This window comes from Granulicella aggregans, assembly GCF_014203275.1.
Lineage (GTDB): Bacteria > Acidobacteriota > Terriglobia > Terriglobales > Acidobacteriaceae > Edaphobacter.
This window is the reverse complement of the sequence record NZ_JACHIP010000001.1, coordinates 342,116-362,289: the sequence shown is the minus strand read 5'-3', so window position 1 is coordinate 362,289 and position 20,174 is coordinate 342,116. Positions and strand designations below refer to the sequence as shown.

10 protein-coding genes are annotated in these 20,174 nt (G+C 60.7%); 6 read left to right on the top strand and 4 right to left on the bottom strand.

The features are described from left to right. The first annotated feature begins 3 nt into the window (after positions 1-3). Both HDF16_RS01435 and HDF16_RS01430 read left to right on the top strand, forming a co-directional pair. The gene (locus tag HDF16_RS01435; protein WP_221312415.1) at positions 4-828 is read left to right on the top strand and encodes a penicillin-binding transpeptidase domain-containing protein; all 825 of its coding nucleotides are present in this window, start codon (positions 4-6) and stop codon (positions 826-828) included. Next, on the top strand, positions 825-2,528 hold the full coding sequence (locus tag HDF16_RS01430) for a SpoIID/LytB domain-containing protein (RefSeq protein WP_184213391.1): 1,704 nt from the start codon (positions 825-827) through the stop codon (positions 2,526-2,528). Before HDF16_RS01435 ends, HDF16_RS01430 begins: the two co-directional genes overlap by 4 nt. Here HDF16_RS01430 and HDF16_RS01425 read toward each other — a convergent pair. Genes HDF16_RS01425 through HDF16_RS01415 form a run of 3 tightly spaced genes read right to left on the bottom strand, consistent with a single transcriptional unit; the run spans position 2,525 to position 9,056 of the window. Continuing rightward, positions 2,525-3,268, bottom strand: a complete 744-nt coding sequence (locus HDF16_RS01425) for a hypothetical protein (RefSeq protein WP_184213390.1) — start codon at positions 3,266-3,268, stop codon at positions 2,525-2,527. The genes HDF16_RS01430 and HDF16_RS01425 overlap by 4 nt on opposite strands. Then, on the bottom strand, positions 3,265-7,986 hold the full coding sequence (locus HDF16_RS01420; protein ID WP_221312413.1) for an alpha-2-macroglobulin family protein: 4,722 nt from the start codon (positions 7,984-7,986) through the stop codon (positions 3,265-3,267). Before HDF16_RS01420 ends, HDF16_RS01425 begins: the two co-directional genes overlap by 4 nt. Further along, positions 7,983-9,056 carry a DUF1175 family protein gene (locus HDF16_RS01415; RefSeq protein WP_221312412.1) on the bottom strand — a complete coding sequence of 358 codons (1,074 nt, stop codon included), beginning with the start codon at positions 9,054-9,056 and terminating at the stop codon, positions 7,983-7,985. The genes HDF16_RS01420 and HDF16_RS01415 overlap by 4 nt, the downstream gene beginning before the upstream one ends. 142 nt (positions 9,057-9,198) lie before the next feature. On the opposite strand from HDF16_RS01415, the gene HDF16_RS01410 reads away from it, so the two are divergent. Genes HDF16_RS01410 through HDF16_RS01400 form a run of 3 tightly spaced genes read left to right on the top strand, consistent with a single transcriptional unit; the run spans position 9,199 to position 15,081 of the window. Beyond that, positions 9,199-10,365: a recombinase RecA gene (locus HDF16_RS01410; protein ID WP_184213387.1), complete on the top strand. Its 1,167-nt coding sequence runs from the start codon at positions 9,199-9,201 to the stop codon at positions 10,363-10,365. Continuing rightward, a complete protein-coding gene (locus tag HDF16_RS01405) occupies positions 10,362-11,864 on the top strand; it encodes a DNA polymerase Y family protein (protein WP_348641208.1) in 1,503 nt (500 codons plus the stop codon). The genes HDF16_RS01410 and HDF16_RS01405 overlap by 4 nt, the downstream gene beginning before the upstream one ends. After that, positions 11,857-15,081 (top strand): DNA polymerase III subunit alpha, encoded by a 3,225-nt coding sequence (locus HDF16_RS01400; RefSeq protein ID WP_184213385.1) that lies wholly within the window; start codon positions 11,857-11,859, stop codon positions 15,079-15,081. Before HDF16_RS01405 ends, HDF16_RS01400 begins: the two co-directional genes overlap by 8 nt. 57 nt (positions 15,082-15,138) lie before the next feature. Here the strand turns inward: HDF16_RS01400 and HDF16_RS01395 are convergent, their stop codons facing one another. Beyond that, entirely contained in the window at positions 15,139-18,849 is a 3,711-nt protein-coding gene (locus HDF16_RS01395) for a TonB-dependent receptor (RefSeq protein ID WP_184213384.1), read from the bottom strand. Positions 18,850-19,048: 199 nt separating this feature from the next. On the opposite strand from HDF16_RS01395, the gene HDF16_RS01390 reads away from it, so the two are divergent. Beyond that, complete coding sequence (locus tag HDF16_RS01390; protein WP_184213383.1) at positions 19,049-20,140, top strand: LacI family DNA-binding transcriptional regulator; 1,092 nt, start codon at positions 19,049-19,051, stop codon at positions 20,138-20,140. Positions 20,141-20,174: the final 34 nt, after the last annotated feature.

The window sequence follows — 20,174 nt, the reverse complement described above, 5'->3', positions numbered from 1 at the left end:
CGATTGATCGCGCGTTGTTATGCCGCAGCTCTGCTTGTGGCGTCTTTTCAAGGTTCGGCCGCCGCCTCGAACATTGAGTCAGACGCGCTGGCGAAGGCCCTGCGCCGAACCCAGGCGGCTGGGATCGTAATTGATAGCAAATCTGGAAAAGTGCTGGCCCTCATGGGCAGACAACAGCGGGCGACTCCCGGGTCTTCGATCAAGCCCCTGCTGCTGGAATTTGCATTGGATCACGGCGTTATCACAAGCGGCACACAGGTCTTCTGCGACCTTCATCTTCGCATCGCCGGCCGCAATGTGGATTGCACGCATCCGGCTGACAGGAACACATTTAACGCGGAGAGCGCTCTGGCCGAGTCCTGCAATCGCTACTTCGCAGAGCTTGGTCGGCGCTTTACCGGGCCTTCCTTGGAGCAGGCGTTGCGAGAAGCGCACCTCGAACATCATTCGGTCGCGAACGCCTCAGCGGAGGTGCGCGAGTTGACCGCGCTAGGCCTGGAGAACGTCACGGTCACGCCACTTGAGCTGGCCGAAGCCTATCGCGAACTCATGTTGAAGCTGCCTGCGGGCGGCCCGGTCGAGCGAGGCTTGCGAGAGTCAGTGGACTACGGCATGGCGCACCCAGCGGCGGTCGAAGGAGTCTCGATCCTCGGCAAGACCGGCACAGCACAGAATCGCGGAGAGACGTGGACACACGGCTGGTTTGGGGGAGTCCTGCCTGGGCGCATGGTCGTCGTCGTCTTCGTTCCGCACGGCGACGGTGGAACCGCAGCGGCGCTCGCGCGACAGTTCTTCGTTGCGATGCGCAATGCGGAAGTTCGCCAATGAGAGTCCTTCTCGCTCTTGCGATGACGCTCGCACTAATCACGATCGCGGGAGCACAGTCGCAAAACCTCCGTATCGACAATTCAGGCGGCCGCGATGTTACCGTCACGTTGTTCTCGACGCGGGATGTTCGTGACTTGACCCTGACTCCGATAGGCGCACCCGCATGGATAGCGGAGTGCTCCACGTGCGCGCATCGCATCCTCACTGCCCCGATGCACTTCAGCGGCCAGAGTGAGCTCTTCGCCGGCGGTACCCTACGCGTCACCGATATCGCGTCCGGAGAGCAGAAGACCGCCGTCGGCCTGTGGCATGTAAAGTCCATTGCCGGGACGCTTGATATCGTGTTGACGTTGCCAAGCGAGCGCTACGTCGCCGCCGTTCTCAGCGCGGAGACGGATGCCAAAGAGCCAGAGGAGTCATTGCGTGCAATGGCTGTCGTCGCGCGGACCTATGCGCTTAGCGGTCCACATTACGCTGTGCCTGCGGGTCATCTGAAGGCCGATCTCTGCGACAGTACCGAGTGCCAGGCCGCGCGATTTGGGGCGGTCTCGAGCAGCATCGAGCAGGTCGTGTGGCAGACAGCGGGCGAGACACTGTGGTTCGGCCAACGAAGAGCGGAGGTCTATTTCAGCCAGAGCTGTGGAGGTATGACGGAAGAGGCTTACGCGGCGTGGGCTGCGGTTCATGCAGCGCCGTACCTCAATGCCCACACCGATCCTTATTGCGTGCGTAGAAACGCATCTGGATGGCACACGGAGATAAAGCCAAGTGAGCTGGCTGCGATTGCTACGACGCAGCATTGGCGACTACCCACGGAGATTGTAGCGGTAAAGGTTACAAAAAGAGGCGCCGGACATCGCGCGCTACTTTTGGAGTTCGCCGGGCCCAGCGGCAACCGGTCCCAGGTCAGCGCGAGTGCACTTCGTCTCGCGATCGGACGAGCTCTCGGATGGAGCAAGGTGCGCTCTGATTGGTATGAGATCGGTGTCCGAAATGGAGCGCTGATCTTTGATGGAAGAGGCTTCGGCCACGGTGTGGGACTATGTCAGTTTGGCGCGACCGAGATGGCCGTCGAACACAAGTCCGCCCGCGAGATACTCGCGTTTTACTTTCCGGGAACACGCGCCGGTATCGGCCCGGATGACGGCGGCTGGATCACGGACAGCGTCGCTGGAGTGGCGGTTCGAAGTGCCCGGCAACTCACTCCTCAGCAAAGGGAAGAGACCGAAGCTTCATGGCAGCAGGCAAAGACAATGTTTGTGCCGCGCGCCTCTGTCACGCCGGAGATCGTCTTCGCGCCTTCTGCCGAACTCTTCCGCCAGATGACCTCGCAGCCGGGATGGATGCTTGCGAGCACCAGCGGATCACGCATCGTCATCAACGCGAAAGCTACACCTGGCCTGAAACTGCAAAAGACGTTGCAACACGAGATGCTGCATGTGCTGGTGGAGTCGGAGACGTCGGCGAAGATCCCGCTATGGCTAAGAGAAGGTCTGGTTGAGGCACTCGGCGGTCAAGCCGGAAGCAACATGCCGAGCGATTCGGCAATCGAGTCTGAGTTGAGCCGTCCCACATCCCGCGAGGCCAGCGAACAGGCGCATCGAGCCGCCGGTGCAAGAGTGCAAGCGATGATCTCTCGTTACGGCCTGGCGCAGGTACGAAGCTGGCTCGGTTCTGGTGTGCCCGCAAACGCTAACTAGGCTGCCTTCGTCTCCACCCGTTCGATGACCGCAATGGCTGTCGTGAACGATAGGCAGATGAGGCTGAGATCGACCAGCATGACCGCGCCCAGACGCAAGACAAGACTGATGGACTCCACCGGCAGGCCATGGCCAGGTGTCCACTGCAGCAGCGCATGCGTGAGGTGCGAGCCGATGACTGCGGCGAGCGCGAAGACGATCCAGTAGGTAAACGAGAATGCCAGTCGCAACGCAGCACGTCCCCGCCGAAGCGCCAGCAGCAGAGCGAGCGAAGCGGCCAGCAAAAGCCCCGATGCAAACCAACGCAGCACGGTCCATAGATCCTCGAGCCAGTCGTAGAGATGGTTGTAGCTAAGGAAGTTCCGATAATGAGCCGAAGTTCGGGAGTTCAGATAGCCAGCCAGCAGGGAGTTGTTGGTGCTCCAATGGTCGAGGAGAGCGCTCCACGCAAACCAGAGCAGAAGCGATACGGCAAGCGCCACGGCACCGATCTGGATGCGGATGCGGCCGTCGCTGTAGGAGATGGGGCAGGTCTGTAGCAGCAGAAACGACTCGCCGCCAAGCGCGAGGATCGCGATGACAAGCGCCATGATCAGAGAAAGCACCTCTTCAAGGACGCTGGCATCCGGCACACGCAGCCAGAGCACGAACAGGATTGAGACGATGGCAGCGAGACCAAGCTGTTGCAGCAGCAGGCGAAGGCGAAACAGGCCGCGCGCACGACGAAGTATGGCTGTCAATGGGCACCTCCGTTGAGAGAGGCAACGTGCAGCGATAGCGAGTCGCTGGTAGCTTGCACCCCAGGCTGATACATAGGAGCGACGCGCGCGGGATTGATGTGGAAGCTGCCCGGGTTGACGACCTTGATAAGGTAGAAGACTTCCTGGCGACCGCTGAAGGTTGACGAGAAGAAGGCGGCGCGATCGTCGTGGAACTCGCGACGTGTGTACCACCAGTACCAGCCGCCGGGACGGGTCTCGATGGGATAGCTATCCTCACTACGGATGAACTCGGTTCCGGCGGGGATGGGATCTTCGAGCAGGAGATACTTCATGGGGCTGCCGTTGATGGCCTCATGCACGGCGAGGACATCGCCGATCTGAGCTTCGCCGGTAAGCGGTTCGAGAGTGTAGATCAGCCTGCCATCCTTTTGTTTTGGCTGCAGCTTGTAGTAGTCGCGGGTCAGGTTTAGCGAGAGTGTGCCTGCCTGATACTGGCTGCGGTCGGCGGAGTAGTAACGGCCGCTGGCGCGCCAGTAGATGCGTCCGCTGCCGCTGCGACGAACGATCTGGACATCATTGCTGCCGGGCTGGAGCTTCGTCGTATCGAGGTCGATCGCGAATGTCGTGCCGCTGAGAGCATCGGCTTGCGTGAAGTGTCGTTGGCCGGCGGAGTGACCGTTGACCAGGGCTTCGACGGTGAAGTCGGCTTCGAGCTCGTGTGATGCCGCGATGTAGTCGACCAGCCCGAATAGCACCATAGCCGTTTGCTCGGTGGATTGCCACCATCCGTCGCCGTTGCGTTCGAGCATCAACCACTGCGCCGCGGGCGCGAGCAACGGGCTGTCGGGATGCACTTTCGCGATCAACCGGACGGCGTACGCGGTGGCCTCGGCGTCGTTGGTCTGTTCGGAGTCGAGCAGCGGAACGTATGAGCCGATCCAGTGGACGAGATCGCCCTGCTTGACCGCAGAGGATTCGAGCAGCGCCTCAATCTGGTTGGCGCGGTCGTCCTTCCACTCGAGCATCGCGAGGCCGCTCATGGCTAGGCCCTCGGGCTGCAGATCTTTGCGGCGGTCCCACTCCAACTCCATCGCCGCCTTGCGTGTCGCTGTGGCCTCAGAATCGTACGGAGGATCGCCTGCCTCGGCCAGAGCATAGAGCACGGCGGCGCGGAGGTCAGGACGCATCTTTGGATGTTCGTGGAGTGCCGTGGCGAGGTAGTGCTGGCCCCTGTTGAGCATCTGCGACTGCTTGCCGTGCAGAGGAAGATACTTCGCGCCCTGGCCGATGCCGCCGACGACGTAGGCGGTCATGAAGACCTGGCTCGTATCTTCTTTCCACCATCCCCAGCCGCCATCGTCGTGCTGGTAGTCGGCGAGGCGATCGAGACCGGCTTCCATCTTCGCGCGCAGGTCGGCTTCATCGACGCGCTTTGCGGAGGGTAGCTTGCCCAGCGTCTCGGCTACGATCACGTTCGGCAGGAAGCTCGACATAGTCTGCTCGGTACAGCCGTAGGGGAAGGTTGTGAGATAGTCGAGCGCGGAGACGAGGGAGCCTGCGATCGAGGAGTTCACTTCAATCCGGAGCGAGTGTGCAGCAGCGTCGGTAGTCTGGGGGAAGAGGATGTTGGTCTGTGCGTGATCCGCAGATTGTGGGATGACGCCGCCGTGCGCGACCGTCTGTACGACGCCTGCAGGTTCGACGGGCAGCGTGATCTCGAGCGCGTCGGACTCGACGGGCGTGACGGCTGAGGCAGTGAGCTTCGCTGTACCGATGTGCGCCGCGTGAAGCTTCCACTGTGCAGTAGCCTCGCCGCGGCTCGGCACACTGACGGTCTGCTCCGATCCGCCCAGAACATCAAGACCTTCCACGTCAAGAGAAAGCTTCGTCTGCTGCGCAGAGTCCAGATAGTTATGAACGATAACCGGGATGACGATCTCATCACCCTGCACCAGGAAGCGCGGCGTCCCCATTCTTACGAGGACGTTCTTGCGCACAAGAACGCGGCTCATTGCGGAGCCAGCCTTCGAGTCCGCGGTGATCGCATGGACGGTTGCACGCCATGTGGTCAACGAGTCCGGGAAGGTGAGCGTGACACGCGCGTGACCGGATGAGTCAGTGCGGACTGACTGTGCCCAGAAAGCGGTGTCAGGGAAGGCCTTGCGGGCCCGCGGTTTGTCTTCATTGCCCGGCTTTACCTGGGCAAGTTCCGGGCGATATCGCGCATTGCGCAGCGCCAGCATAGGAGACTTTGTCCCTGCCTCGCCGCTGAAGTAGTAGCTCAACGAAGAGTCGACCGAGGAGTTGTCATAGCGCTGCGGATAGAGCCGCGTAAGCATGTCGCCGCTGGCGTCGGGATGAATCGAGTAGATCGCCTCATCGACGACGCCGAAGCTCAAGTCTGCGCTCACCGGCTTGCCCGCGAAGTCAAGCGTGGTGACGTCGTAGTCGGCCTTCTGCTGCGGCTGGAATGTGTCGCGGGTCGGCACAATCTGTACCTGAAGCTGCTGCTGTGCGGGCGGGACCTTGATGATCTTGCTGGCCTGGTAAAGCGCGCCGTCCTTCACGTAGATGGCGTCGACAGTAATGTTCGGCTGGCTTTCGGAGGTGATGGGGATGTCGAAGGCAAGGGTGCGGCCGTCAGAGGTGATGACCTCGCGGCGGAGGACGGTATCGCCCTGAACGACGATGAGGGCATGGAAGCCAGCGGTCTCGGATACGAGGCTGAGGTGGGCAGTGTCGCCGGGGGCGTAGGACTTCTTGTCTGCGACGATCTGCGAGGTCTGCGTGGAGTCTTCGCCATAGGCAGACTCGCCTGCGCCCATGATCCAGAGGTAAGTGTCATCGCTGACATCGCGCGTGCCGGGCTGCACGGCGCTGGCCGCGGCTTCGAGTTCGGCGGAGCTGTACTGCTTCGACTGCACGAGGACTTGTCCGGTCGCGTTGCCGCTTGCATCCGTTGTTACATCGACAGCCCCGCCTTGCGTGGCCTCTGTCTTCCCGTTCTCGTAGTGGCGATAGACGAGCGCGATATGGACGTGGGTCTGCACCGGCTTGTCGTCGTAGTCGATGGCGGTGATGCGGAACTTTGCAGACTCGCCTGCATGAACTGCGTAAGACACAGGCTCGACGTTGACGCGGAACGTTCCGTAGGTGGCGAGGAATCGGCCCCGGCCGGTGACCTCGCGATTCGCCTCGTCGGTGACTCCGGCCTCGACGGTGTAATCGTAGTCGGCATGCCCCTTGTCGTCGGGCGGCGTGGGGACCTGGATGACGAGGCGGCCCTGGGCGTCGAGTTTGCCGGTCTTCTCGTCCTGCGCGTCGCCCGCGTAGCTGTAGGAGTCTGAGCTGGCATCGTCGGACGGTGGCCCGGAGTTGTCTTCGTCCTCGCCCCACCAGTAGTGGCGTTCGCGATAGATGCGGTACTTCACCTTGCCATTCGCGACCGGCTCGCCGAAGAAGTAGCGCGAGTCGATGGTGACGGCCATGTCTGTGCCCTGTAGAACGCGCTTGCTGACGGCTGTCACCTGCACGCGATACTCGGGCTTGCGATATTCCTCGACGTGGAAGTCGCCGCCGGAGATGCGGTCGTCGCCATCGCCGACGCTGATGCTGTAGTAGCCGAGCGCGGCGTCTTTGGGCAGATCAAAGTCGCCAGCGACGAAACCTGCGGGATCGGTCGGAATGGATCGCTCGAAGATGGTCTTCGACTGGTCGTCGACAACGGTGACGTGAACGGATTGCGGCTTGGGAAGCATGAGCAGGTTGCCCTGGTGCTCGCGCAGGATCGCCTTCCAGTGGACAGTATGTGTGGGCCGGTAGACCGGTCGGTCGGTGTAGATATAGCCGGCAAACTTATCGTTGGTGGAATAGTTCAGCGAGTAACTCTGAGGCGTTGCGACGGCGACCTCCGCGCCTTTGCTGCCTACCACCCAGAAGTTATCCTGCTGTGTCTTGCTGCCTGGGATGGAGAGCACCGCTACGCCGTCTTTGTCGGTCGTCGCGGTGTCCGCCTGTTTCTGGCCAAAGCCTGCTGCGACCTGTACTCCTTCAACAGGAGCACCAGTAGCGCGGTCAACGACGAAGGCCATCACGCCACCGGGGCCGGTCCTCGTGACGAGGACGTTCTTGCTGATCATCAGTAACGTGTACGCCTTGTACTGGCCATCGGTCGCTTCGACAAGGTATAGGCCGGAAGAGAGATCTTTGACGGCAAGATCGTTCGAGTCCGAAATGTACGTCGCGGGTACAATCTGCCGCCAGCGCGCCACGAGTTGTCGATCGTTCAGCAGCGGAATCTGTGCGAACTGCACCGCACTGACGATGCGGCTGCGGCTGGATAGCTTTGCCTGCTTTTCTCGCAGCGCCGACCGGGCGGCGTGCGAGAACTGGCCACGGAAGAAGTCGCGGATGTCCTCCCAGAGCTCTACCTTCCAGTCATGAAACTTCTCGATCCATGTGCGCTCGTCGATCTGCTCGGACGGCCCGAACGGGCCGGTGTCGCCGAAGGAGTGCAACTCGCGAAGGTTCTCGATAAACCGGACAGGATCGTTGACGCGATAGACGCGGAACTCAAGCGCATCGACGTTATGGGTGTAGAGATGGATCTTCGGCTGCTCGCCAGGAGCGTAGCTGCGGCTGGTGCTCAGGTTAAAAGAGACAGCCTTGTCGCGATCCTGGGCGTGTGCGGACATCAGCCCTGCCAGAAGAAACATGAGAAAAAGCCGAAGCTTCATCGGGAGTCCTCGCGCAGAATATTCCAGCGATAGACGCCAAGGAAGTTCGAGTTCTCCGGCACTGGCCGCCAGCGGCGGTCAGGATGGTTCAGCAGGTCGTGGAGCAACACCCTGCGCACTTCGCCTCGTTCTCTGCCGATCGGACCCGTGTGATACACCGCCCAATTATGCCCTGAACCGGTGAGGATCATCGAATGAAAAGGAGAGTTTTGTTCAAGCTGGCGAAAGAAGATCAGGTCGCCCGTCTTTGCGGTGCGAAGATCGCGCGAGACGAAGAAGGTGTTGCGCTGCATCAGTGTCTTCGCGTCGGCAAACTGCGCGAAGGCGCCGTTGCGGGCATCGTCAGCCAAGTATCTGCCCGAAGTAACCCGGAAGAGGTTCGCGCCGAGCGGCGTGAACGGATACGCATACTGCTGCACCGACGGAATGGGCGGCAGGGAATCGAACGGCTGCTCGGACTGCCACGCCGCGTCATGCGCGTGCAGGCATCCGCGATAGGCCCAGCGCAGCAGCGCCGCGCAGTCATCAATCTCGCCCGGCAGCCGGTCGGGAGGAAGCGATGCTGCCGTATCGGCGAGCGCAGAGATCCACTCGCGGAAGGCGAGGCGGTCGGCTGCGCTGTGCAGACGAAGGGCATCGGGCGTTCCGTCGCCGAAGGAGTCGTTGTCGTCTTCGGTGAAGTGGAGGTGGATGGTCGTTTTGGTGTTTGCGGAGAACTCTACGAGGCTGCGCATACCGGGGAGGACGGGGCTGACAACCTTCAGAATGGTCTGCCCGCCTTGCATCTCCACGCGGGTCTGGAGGTCGGAGAATGTGGCCGGGCTGTCAGATTGCTGCGGTCCGATGGGATGGATCTCGCGAGTAGGCGGCGCGCGGAGAGTTGCCACCTGGTGCCACCCGCCATCGGCGGGTAGCGTCACGTCGCGCGAGCTCAGCACCAGTTTGCCGTGATGGCTGGAAAAGTAGACTCCGGCGACTGCGGCCACAAGCAGAATCGCAGCGAAGACCAGCCACCCTCTCCGAATCAATTCCCGCAACATAGATCGAATTAGAGCATGGCGTATGTGCATTCTGGATTCCGGCTCGGATTCAGAAGCAGTAGTAGAGAAATTCTAAGGCCTTTGTTTGCCTCTACTTTTGCCGAAAGCTGCACTACTAGCTGTGCAGTGCCATTGCGCAAAGAGGAGAATAAGGCGAATATAAGGCGAAGATATGCCTTCCGCTCAGACTCTCCGTAAACAGATCGAAGCCACTCTCGCCGCCAAGGTGCCAGCCGCGCTGACTCCGGCAGCCAGGACAGTCAGGCCTGGACTTCTGTCAGGCATTAGCGCAGTGGACGGTCTGTTGCACTGCGGTGTTGCGGAGGGTGCCATAACCGAGCTGGTCGGCGAGGAGGGCTCGGGCCGCACCTCGTTGGCGCTGGCCTATCTGGCGGCCCTTGCCCGGACGGATACTGTCTGCGCCTGGGTCGATGTGGCCGATGCACTCTGCATCGAAAGCGTGGCCGCCAATGGCATGGATCTCGAACGCCTGCTCTGGGTGCGATGTGGACAGCCGCGATTGCAGAGTTTCGCTCCCCCACGTCCGAGTGCTCCCAGCCGTGTCGAAGCCTGCAACACACAACCACGTCACACCGGCGGTGGAAGCCCGCATCCGCGCTCCGAGGGCCGGGATATGCCGCAGGCGATCGGCAATCTGCTTCAGGCCCATGGTGGCTTGCTCGACCATCAGCTTCGCCGCGAAAGGAAGATGATCGGTACGCCGGGAGCTCCGAATCGGCCTTTGGACAAGCGTCCTAGTCCACGCGAGGAGCAGGTGAACTCCGATCGCCTGCCGCCGAGGCGCGGGGATAATCTGGCCATCGCTCCCCGCTGCGCGGAACCGCAGCCCCGTCGTGTGCCGCAAGTGGCTTCCAGCGAGCGGATGCTGCTCCAAAAAGCATCCGCACAGAATGCATCGCATGTTCGTAGCCCTTGGCCTGCGCTCGACCAGGCGATACGCACTACCGATTTGCTGTTGCAGGGAGGTGGCTTCGGTGCCATCGTGCTCGATCTCGGGAGCACCCCGCCGGAGATCGCATGGCGCATCCCGCTGGCGACGTGGTTCAGGTTTCGTGCCGCCTGCGAGCGATCACGAACGAGCCTTGTGCTTCTGACTCAGCATCCCTGCGCGAGAAGTAGTGCAGAGCTTGTCGTGCGGCTTGAGACCGGAGCCATGGAAGCGCAAACTCGCGTCATGACTGGCATCCGCTACCGCGCCGCCATCGACCGCAGCCGGTCTGAGGAGAGAGCCGCCCGCGTGATCCCCATCCGCAAACCGATGCAGCGCGAACGGCCAGGCCAATGGACGAGCCATGCCGCATGGGGGCCGCCGGGGTGAAAGACCCACTCTATATCTGCGTCCATATACCGGAGTTTCCGGTACAGGCGCTGCTGCGTCTGCGACCGGAAAAGTCGCAGTCGCCGGTCGTCGTCGTGGAAGGCGATCCGCCTTTGGAGCAGGTCAGCAGCGCGAACGTGCGTGCCATCCAGCTTGGTGTCGCACACGGTATGACGGGGGCGGAGTTGGAGATGTTTTCGGGCGTGTCTGTGCTTCGACGTTCGGCGGTCGAGGAGCGCGTCGCGCGCTCGGTTCTCTTGGAGACGGCTGCGAGATTCACACCGCGCATCGAGATCCAACGATCCGCCGGTACGGCTTTTGTGATGGCGCTCGATATGACTGGCACGTCGCGGATCTTTGGCCCGGCTGACCGATCGATAGCTGCAATAGCCCGCGCCATGAAGCCGCTACATTTTTTCGTGCAGTTGGCGGCAAGCGCCAATCTACATGCGGCTGTCTGCATAGCACCGTCTGCGCGCAGGCAGCACCTTGTGATTCCTACAGGACAGGAGGAAGCGCATCTGCGCCGCCTGCCGCTTGCCGCGCTTCCTCTCACCGCGCAGCAGACAGAGACCTTATCGCTATGGGGGCTGCATACGCTAGGCGATCTTGCCGCTCTGCCGGAGGTAGACCTTGTCGTGCGTCTGGGGCAGGAAGGCAAGCGACTAAGGCTGCTTGCCCGTGGCGAACATCCACACCTGATGGTCCCTGAAGAGCCGGCATTTTCGCTCGAAGAGTTCATCGCCTTCGATGCGCCTGTAGAGATGCTTGACTCGCTGCTCTTCGTAGTTGGCCCGATGCTCGACCAATTGCTTGCCCGCGCACAGAACCGCTGCTACGCGCTGGCAAGCGTGACGATCAAGCTCGGCCTCGATGGCGGTGCCGAGCATGAACGTACCCTCAAGCCAGCACTGCCGGTGGCTCAAAGAGAGGTGTTGCTGAAGCTGCTGTACCTCGATCTCCAGGCGCATCCTCCATCGGCGGGGGTGATGAACATCTTCCTCCACGCCGAGCCCGGAGATCGGAGCAAGGTGCAGATGGGACTCTTCGCGCCACAACTGCCGGAGCCCACGCGTCTCGACGTAACCCTGGCACGCATCGCCGCGCTGGTCGGCGAGGATCGCGTAGGTAAGGCCGTTTTGCTCGACAGGCATCGGCCGGACAGCTTCAAGATGGAGCGCTTCACGGTTCCGAAGTCGGTGGTGAAAGAGGAGACGGCACGGCATACGATTGCGCTTCGGCGCTGCCGCCCTCCTGTCAATCTTTCGGTTCAACGTGAAGGTCGCAGCCTGGCCTCGTTCTGGTTCAACAGCAGGCTCTACAAGGTGCAGCAGGCATACGGCCCGTGGCGTAGAAGTGGCGACTGGTGGTCGTCTGAGGTGTGGTCGCGCGAAGAGTGGGACATTCAAGCTGCGGCAGATCCTGGCAACTCGCTGTTGTGTCTCATCACGCATGATCTTCTCGGCGACCGCTGGCAGATGGACGCGCTCTATGACTGATCCCTCTGCGGAGTACATCGAGCTCCATGCTGCCAGCGCGTTCAGCTTTCTTGAAGGCGCATCGCAACCCGAAGCTCTTATTCGAGCTGCCGTCGAAGTGGATATGCCCTCCATGGCGCTGCTCGACCGCAACGGCTTCTATGGTGCCCCACGATTTCATTCGTCCGCGAAGGAGAATGGAGTGCGCGCCCACATCGGCGCGGAGATCGCTGTCACTGATCTTGGAGATCGCCTGCAGCCGCCGGAGTGGTTGCCGCATCAGCACAGGGCAGAGCCGGTACGACTCCCTCTGCTGTGCACCTCGCGCGCCGGATATCAAAACCTTTGCCAGCTCATTACGCGCTTCAAAATGCGTGAGCCACACAAGAGCGAAGGCGCGGCGCGGGTCGATGACCTTGCGGAGTTTCGCGATGGCCTGATCTGTCTTACCGGCGGGGATGAAGGTCCTCTCGCGTCCGCTCTTCACGCAGGAGGCGAAGAGGCAGGGCGTCATTGTGTCGAACAGCTCACCGAACTCTTCGGTCACGGGAATGTCTATGTCGAGCTGCAACGCCACGGCGATCGCGCCGAAGAAGTCCGCAACCAGGCCGCGCTTCGCATCGCCGAGAGCCTGCACCTGCCCATCCTTGCCACTAACGGAGTCCGTTATGCGACGCAGTATGAGCGTGAGATGCTCGACATCTTTACCTCTATCCGCCATCATGTCTCGCTCGATGAAGCAGGCCGTCTGCTGCAGTCCAACTCGCAGCGGCAGGTTCGCAGCGCCCGAGCGATGCGCCGCATCTTCAGCGATCTTCCCGAAGCCATCGAGAACACACTGTTGGTCTCACAACGTCTGCAGTTCGAACTGAACGACCTCGGCTATGAATTCCCGCGCTTCGATACACCGACCGGCGAGCCAATGGAGATCTTCCTGCGCAAGAGAGTCGCCGAAGGCATCGAGAGCCGCTACCTGCCGAAGCGCGACCCCGATCTGCATGAGCGCGCGAAGAAGCAGGCCGAGCGCGAGCTCGCGCTCATCGAAAAGCTCGGCTTCGCCGGCTACTTCCTGATCGTCTGGGACATCGTCCGCTTCTGCAAGGGCAACGACATCCTGATCCAGGGGCGAGGCAGCGCGGCGAACTCGGTCGTCTGCTATGCGCTCGAGATCACGGCCATCGATCCAGTCGGCATGGACCTGCTGTTCGAGCGCTTCCTCAACGAGAACCGCAACGAGTGGCCGGATGTCGATCTGGATCTCCCTTCGGGCGACAAGCGCGAGCAGGCCATTCAGTATGTCTATCAACGCTACGGCGAGCTTGGCGCTGCGATGACTGCGAACGTCATCACCTATCGCGGCAAGTCTGCGGCACGCGAGGTCGGCAAGGCGCTTGGCTTCGATGAGGAGACGCTGGGCCGACTATCGAGTCTTATCGGCCATTGGGAGTGGCGAAAGAAGGACGAGACTCTCAGCGACAACTTTAGCCACGCAGGCTTCGACCTCGGCCACTGGCGTATCGCCAAGTATGTTGAGCTGTGCGAACGCATGCAGGACCTGCCGCGCCATCTCGGCCAGCACTCTGGCGGTATGGTCATCTGCCAGGGCAGCTTGAACAAGGTCGTTCCGCTGGAGCGTGCTTCCATGCCGGGCCGCAGCGTGGTGCAGTGGGACAAGGAGGACTGCGCCGAGCTTGGCTTGGTCAAGATCGACCTGCTCGGCCTAGGCATGATGGCCGTGATGAAGGACTGCCTTGACCTTATCCCAAGACATTATGGAGAAGATATAGACCTGGCACAGCTTCCCGCCGATGATCCAGAGGTCTACGCGACCCTCCGTCGTGCGGACACAGTAGGAATGTTCCAGGTGGAGAGCCGCGCCCAGATGGCCTCCATTCCCCGCAATGCTCCAACCAAGTTCTACGACCTCGTCGTACAGGTGGCGATCATCCGTCCTGGCCCGATCGTAGGCAAGATGATGCATCCCTATATGCGCCGCCGACAAGGTCTCGAGAAACCAGAAGCTATTCACCCTAAGCTAGATGAAGTATTGAAGCGCACACTCGGCGTCCCGCTCTTTCAGGAACAGCTTTTGAAGATGGCCATGGTGGTTGGAAACTTTTCAGGTGCTGAAGCTGAAGAACTCCGCAAGGCTGTAGGCATGCGCAGATCAGTCAAGCGCATGGGCGAGTTGATGATCCAGCTTCGCAGGGGCATGGGCGAGAATGGAATCGATGCAGAGAAACAGGAACTGATCGTGCAAAGCATCCAGTCCTTCGCGCTCTATGGCTTTCCTGAATCGCACGCCGCAAGCTTTGCTCTGATTGCCTATGCCTCAGCCTACTTCAAGGTGAAGTATCTTGCGGCCTTCACCTGCGCGATGCTCAACAACCAGCCGATGGGCTTCTACACAGCCGCCACGCTAGTGAAGGATGCTCAGCTTCACGGCCTCCGTGTGAAGCCCATTGATGTGCAGATATCGCAGACATGTTGCACGGTGGAGCGTGAGCCCAGCGGCTCGCTTTCGTTACGCCTCGGCTTGAACTACGCCCGTTCCCTGAAAGCCTCTACAGCGTTGCAACTGGTGAGCGCGCGCCACTCACGCGGCCCCTTTCAAAGTGTCGAAGACCTGTCACTGCGTGTGCCCGCGTTGAATCGCGGTGACCTCGCGCAACTGGCGCGCATCGGAGCTCTCAACTCGCTTGGCGGTGTGGAGCACAGGCGCGATGCCATCTGGCAGATCGAGCAGGTAAGCCGTCCCGTCGGCCCGTTGCTGCAACAGAGTGAAGCTGCGCCACGCTCCACGCATTCGCCATTGCTGAAGATGAAGACCGATGAGCGGCTGGTCGCGGACTACTCCGGCACCGGCCTCACCACTGGCCCGCATCCCATGGCCTACCGTCGCCGCGAACTGAAAAGCATGGGAGTATCCTCCGCTATTGAACTTCGTCAGCAGCAGGATGGCCGCCGGGTCATCGCCGCCGGTTCGGTCATTGCGCGTCAGCGTCCGGGTACGGCGCAGGGCTTCATCTTTCTCTCGATGGAAGACGAGACAGGAATCTCGAACATCATCATCACTCCGCAGCTCTACGAACGCGAGCGCGTCCTCGTTACGCGAGGCAGGTTTCTCAAGGTCTATGGCAAGCTGCAAAACCAGGACGGTGTCGTGCATGTGAAGGCTGAATCACTGGAACACCTTCACGCCGCGGCAATTGAAGTACGCTCACACGACTTTCATTAAAGAAAAAAGGAGCCATCCTCCTAAGAGAATGGCTCCGGTTGATACGGTGAATGCGGGTTAGAAGGTGTAACGCGCACCGAACTGGAATTGACGTGGGGTGTTGATGGTAGCGGTACTCGATCCGAAGAGTGCTGCCTGTCCATACGCTGGGTTGAAATTGCCGTCGGGGCCGGCCGACTGCGTCAAAATAGCATTGACGCCTGGGACGTTCGGGGCAGCGAGCTGCTTCCTGTTCGCGACGTTATAGCAGGAGATGTCAAAGCGTATAGCACGTTCATTGGCCATAGTGAACGCCTTGTAGAGGGAGAGATCAACATCCTTCGATCCTTCCGTGCGGACATGATCGAGATACGCTGGAGCTGTACCCGGTATAAACGAGGTAGCTGGCTGCGCAAAGCAGTTATAGTTGAACCACTTTTCGACAGTGTGGGGCGCTCCCTTGCTGGGATCGCAGATTAGATCCGATCGCTGGTTGAAGTAAGAAACGTTCGCGTTTATCAGGTTGCCCGAGCCTGGCGAAGCGATGGGAACGCCTGTGCTCAGGTAGAGGATTCCGTTCGTTGTCCAGCCTCCGAGCGCTCCGTTTCCAATGCGGCCCAAGTCCAGCGCGCGGCCCTGACCGATAGGAAGATCGTATGAGACATGCCCGGTGAACTGGTACTTCACATCCTGCGGGCTGATGGAATGTTCAAGGCTCAGATTCTTCCAGTCCTGCGGACTCCCAGCGTGAGATCCAACGAATCCAAGCGGCGGGTTCCCATCATCTGTGATCAGCTTCGCCCAGGTGAAGGAGGCCAGCGTCGTGAAGTGCTTGGTAAGGCGCTTCTGCACCTTGGTCTGCAGCGAGCTGTATTCGGAATCGCCACCGGGATAGCCGTGGATGTTAACTCCATTGCCCGCGCCATAGCCGCCACTGCCAAACTGCGGAAACTGCTGCAGCGATGCCCATAGCGGAATGGTTGCAGCTCCATAGTTGCTGTTGGTCGCGGGCTCCAGGCTGGCATACGTATTCGGAACCATGGTGCAGGCTGGATCCGAGGTATCTACACAGAGGGAGGCCCCGTACTTGCCGATTGTGCCGAGGTCGAGCTGATTGAGGTCGGCAGAACCAAGTGGGATGAAGAGCCCGCGGCTGCCCACATAGCCGGCACTCAGAATCACCTGATGTGGTAATTCATACTCCACCCCAAGATTGAAGTTATAGGTCGTAGGCGTGCGTTGCGAGCGCAAGACCGTTTGTAGGGTTGTGCCCAGGTTGTTGGCCAGACCGGTGGGCGAGGAGATCAGTGGCACCACGCCATTGGGGAACGGATTGCTCAACGAGTAGATGCCGGTGGTGCTGGGTCCTGGATCGCCTGCTGCCGCTCCTTGGCAACCGGAGGTTCCGTTGTAGGTCGTGTTGCCGTCGGCGTTATAGCAGGTGGCGTTCCAGGTTGTCTGAGACGAGAAGCCGTCGCTGTCCTGGCCTGTCCCCGCGACCATGTGAGTGCTGGGGCCGTAGTAGTATCCCGCGCCGCCGCGTACCACGAGGTGATCCATCGGCTGCCACGAGAATCCGAGGCGAGGGCCGAAGTCCTTGAGGTTCGTCGCAAAGGGAGAACGTGCTCCGCTGCTCGCATAGATCTCAGCACCGGTATAGGAGAGGCCACCTATGGAGTTCGCGGCATTCGGGTTGAAGTATTCGAGACGGTCGTGGCGCTCGGTCCGACCGCCGAAGATGTCCCAGCGCAGTCCCGCAGTAATCGTGATTGTCTTCGTGGGCCGGTAGGTATCTTCGATGAAAGAAGCGTAGTACGGGCTGGACTCGGCGGCAAAGATGTCCTTGGTGAAGTTGGGATAATCGCCTGACTCCGACCCAGGTATGGTTCCGATGCCTGCAAGGAAGGACGCGAAGTCACTGCCGCCAGAGCTGCTTGCAATGGATTGATCGGTCCCGCTGATGTCAAAGGCATAGGAGCCGGAGGCCGCAGGTGGCTGGCCCACGTTCAGGAAGCGCTTCATGTATTCAAATCCGAAGTTGATCTCGTGCTTGCCCAGCGCCTTGGTCAGGGTTGCGCTGACGTCGCTGTTCTGGCTGGCAAAGCGGAAGGTGTTGTAGTCGGCCGTGCCGCCTACGCCGCCGCCCACGTCGCCGAAGGTCATGAAGGGAAGCCCCTTGATGACCTGCTCTGCTGCCAACGAAGCAGGAAAGCCCAGAGCAGTAAGATCAGTACCATTCTGCGCCGGATCCCCGCCCTGATTTTCGAAGTGGCGGGTAAACGAATAGCGAAGCTGCAGCACCGTGTTCGCGTTCAGCGTGTAGTCATCCGCGAGCAGGATGTTACGGCCGTTGGTCACGTTCTGGGCGTAGTTCAGGTCATAGGCATTGCCGAACGCGTTGAAGGTGGAGGTGAAGAGGCGGTCGAAGGAGAAGCGCCCGAAGATCCGCTGCTTCTCGCTCTGGATCCAGTCCACGCGGACGTCGAAACGCTGCGCAGTGGTTGGATCGAGACCCGGAGCGTAGAAGTTGTTCAATGCGCCATTGGTGGCCGAATCGCAGGAAGCTCCCACGTTGCACTTCGGCATCTTCGCGAGAAACGCAAGGGCGATCGGATTAGGATTGGCGATCTTGTTGCCGGCGAATGCCTGGCGAGTGCCATCCGCATTGTCGGGTAGCGTTGGGTCGTAGATGGTGAACGAGTCGGCAGAGAAGTCGCCGGTGCGTTCCGCGCTGGTGGGCACAGTAAATATGTTCGAGCCGTCGAACTGCTGCTGCTGCGTCGCTTCATAGTCGCCAAAGAAGAAGAGCTTATCGCGCTTGATGGGGCCGCCGATCGCACCGCCTTCCTGGTAGCGATGGAACGACGGAGGCGTGTTGGGTTGGCCGGCGGCGAGCTGACTTTGCTTATTGAAGTACTCGTTGGCCGCCAGGACATCAGGGCGAATGACAACGAAGCCGTCGCCGTGGAACTTGTTAGTGCCGGACTTGGTCGCCAGACTGATCACGCCTGCTCCGCCGCTCTGGTAAGAAGCTGGGGTGTTCTGTGTCTCCACGCGTACCTCGTCCACACCGTCTTCGGGAATCTCAAGCGCCGGGATGATTGCTGCCGCGTTGTTCTCCGCGATGCCCACGGGGCTTCCGTCCACCATGTAATAGACCGATCCGACGATCGCTCCGTTGATCGTGTACGACGAAACATCGACTCCGGGCCGTCCGCTCGAGATGTTCGTGATGGCAAAGGAGCTCGAAGAGTTGTTGGATCCGTTGGCTGCTGTGACACCGGCGCTCAACTGGATGAGGTCGAAGACATTGCGGGTAAGCAGCGGAACACGATCGATGGTCTCTGCAGTGATCAACTGTCCCACGGTCGAGTTGCTCGTTTCGGCAAGATCGCTCGTCTCGGTCACGTTCACCACGTCCGACGCCGAGCCCACGCGGAGCGCGACGTTCACAGTGCTGACCTGGTCGACCGTGACTGTCACATTCTCCTGTGCAACGCTTTCAAAGCCGTCTTTGCTCGCCGTAACTTTGTACTGGCCTGGGTTCAGGGAGACGAAGGTATAGAGGCCGGCAGCCGTGGTTCGTGTACGCTGGGTCGCCCCGTTTGCGCTGTTGAGCAGAGTCACCGCGGCACCGCCGACGACAGCGCCGCTGGGGTCGGTGATGGTGCCATTGATGCCGCCTCGGCCAGCCTGGGAGAATGCCGGGATCACGCTCAAAACAAGAAGGCTTACAAACAGTGACAGCCTCCGCAGGGAAGGGGAGTTGTTACACCGGCCAAGAAACATGAAAGCCTCCGCATCGATGGGATTTGAATTGACGTGGGATTCACGGCCAATTATTGTGATTCAAACGTTTGAATGGTCTTTGAGTGATAGGTATAGGACTCGCTCTTCGGCATGTCAAGGGAAAAATCTTTTACATGCCGACCGGAGTCCGTTCCGGGCCGAAACAAACGATGCGCTAAGGCCAGCGAGGTAACGAAAGATGCCGCAAAAGAAGTCTGGCCATGTGACCCTTACGGACGTTGCGCGTGCCAGCGGATTCTCCGTCTCGACCGTCTCCATCGTCCTCAGCGAAGCTCCGCTCTCGCAGAATGTCGCGGCCGCCACGCGAGAGCACGTTCGTGCGATGGCCCGCCAGCTTGGCTATCACCCGGACGCACACGCTCGCTCGCTTCGCCGCCGCAGCACCCAGACCATCGGCGTGCTCGCCTTCGATCTCTCCGACCCCTTCTGCATTCCCATCATGCGCGGCATCCAGTCCGGCCTCCACTCCGCGGACTATCTGCCCCTGGTCATGGACGCGCAGACCCAGCGCAAGCTCTTCGACGGCTACCTGAATCTTCTGCTGGAGCGCCGCGCGGAGGGCCTGATCGTCATTGCAAGCTGGGTCTTCGAAGAGACCAACCTGCTCGCCGATGTTCGCAAGAACAACGTTCCCATCATCATCGTCGGCCGCGACCTTACCTCACGCGGTATCAGCTCGATCCTGGTCGACAACGAGGCGGGCGGAGCTCTGGCGATGCAGCATCTCAGCGACCTCGGCCACCGTAAGATTGCCGTGATCCGCGGCCCCCAGGGCATGAGTGACAGTGAGCCGCGCTGGCAGGGCATTCAACGCGCAGCGGATCAAAGCGGCACAACGCTCGATCCTCGCCTGGTCTTTGAGCTGCCCGCGCTCGCCGACCCGGAGTCAGGCTTCGAGGGCGGCTGCAGGCTGGCACGAGAGATGCTGGCTTCGGGGCGCTCCTTCTCCGCAGTGCTCGCCTTCGACGACCTCACAGCGCTTGGTGTAGTCCGGGGACTCACGGAGGCAGGTGTCCGCGTGCCCGAGGATTGCTCCGTGATGGGCTTCGACGATGTGCTCCCCGCGCGTGTCGCTACACCTTCCATCAGCACCATTCGTCAGCCACTGAACGAGATGGGTCTGAAGGCGGCGGAGCACATCCTCCACGCCGTCAAGGTCAAGACTTCTCCAACCTCTGAGCCGTCGCTGCTGGTAAAGGCTTCGCCAGAGCTGATCGTAAGAAGCTCAACCGCATTGCGGCAAAGCAAGAAGAAAGGGAAGGCCAGTTGAAAAGCTTTCTGACACTGCTTCTATGTGCGGCTTG

What these genes read in the sequence shown, in the direction of transcription:
- HDF16_RS01400 (WP_184213385.1), top strand. Translation starts at nt 11,857, where the DNA reads ATGACTGATCCCTCTGCGGAGTACATCGAGCTCCATGCTGCCAGCGCG.
- HDF16_RS01390 (WP_184213383.1), top strand. Translation starts at nt 19,049, where the DNA reads ATGCCGCAAAAGAAGTCTGGCCATGTGACCCTTACGGACGTTGCGCGT.
- HDF16_RS01430 (WP_184213391.1), top strand. Translation starts at nt 825, where the DNA reads ATGAGAGTCCTTCTCGCTCTTGCGATGACGCTCGCACTAATCACGATC.
- HDF16_RS01415 (WP_221312412.1), bottom strand. Translation starts at nt 9,056, where the DNA reads ATGCACATACGCCATGCTCTAATTCGATCTATGTTGCGGGAATTGATT.
- HDF16_RS01395 (WP_184213384.1), bottom strand. Translation starts at nt 18,849, where the DNA reads ATGTTTCTTGGCCGGTGTAACAACTCCCCTTCCCTGCGGAGGCTGTCA.
- HDF16_RS01410 (WP_184213387.1), top strand. Translation starts at nt 9,199, where the DNA reads ATGCCTTCCGCTCAGACTCTCCGTAAACAGATCGAAGCCACTCTCGCC.
- HDF16_RS01420 (WP_221312413.1), bottom strand. Translation starts at nt 7,986, where the DNA reads ATGAAGCTTCGGCTTTTTCTCATGTTTCTTCTGGCAGGGCTGATGTCC.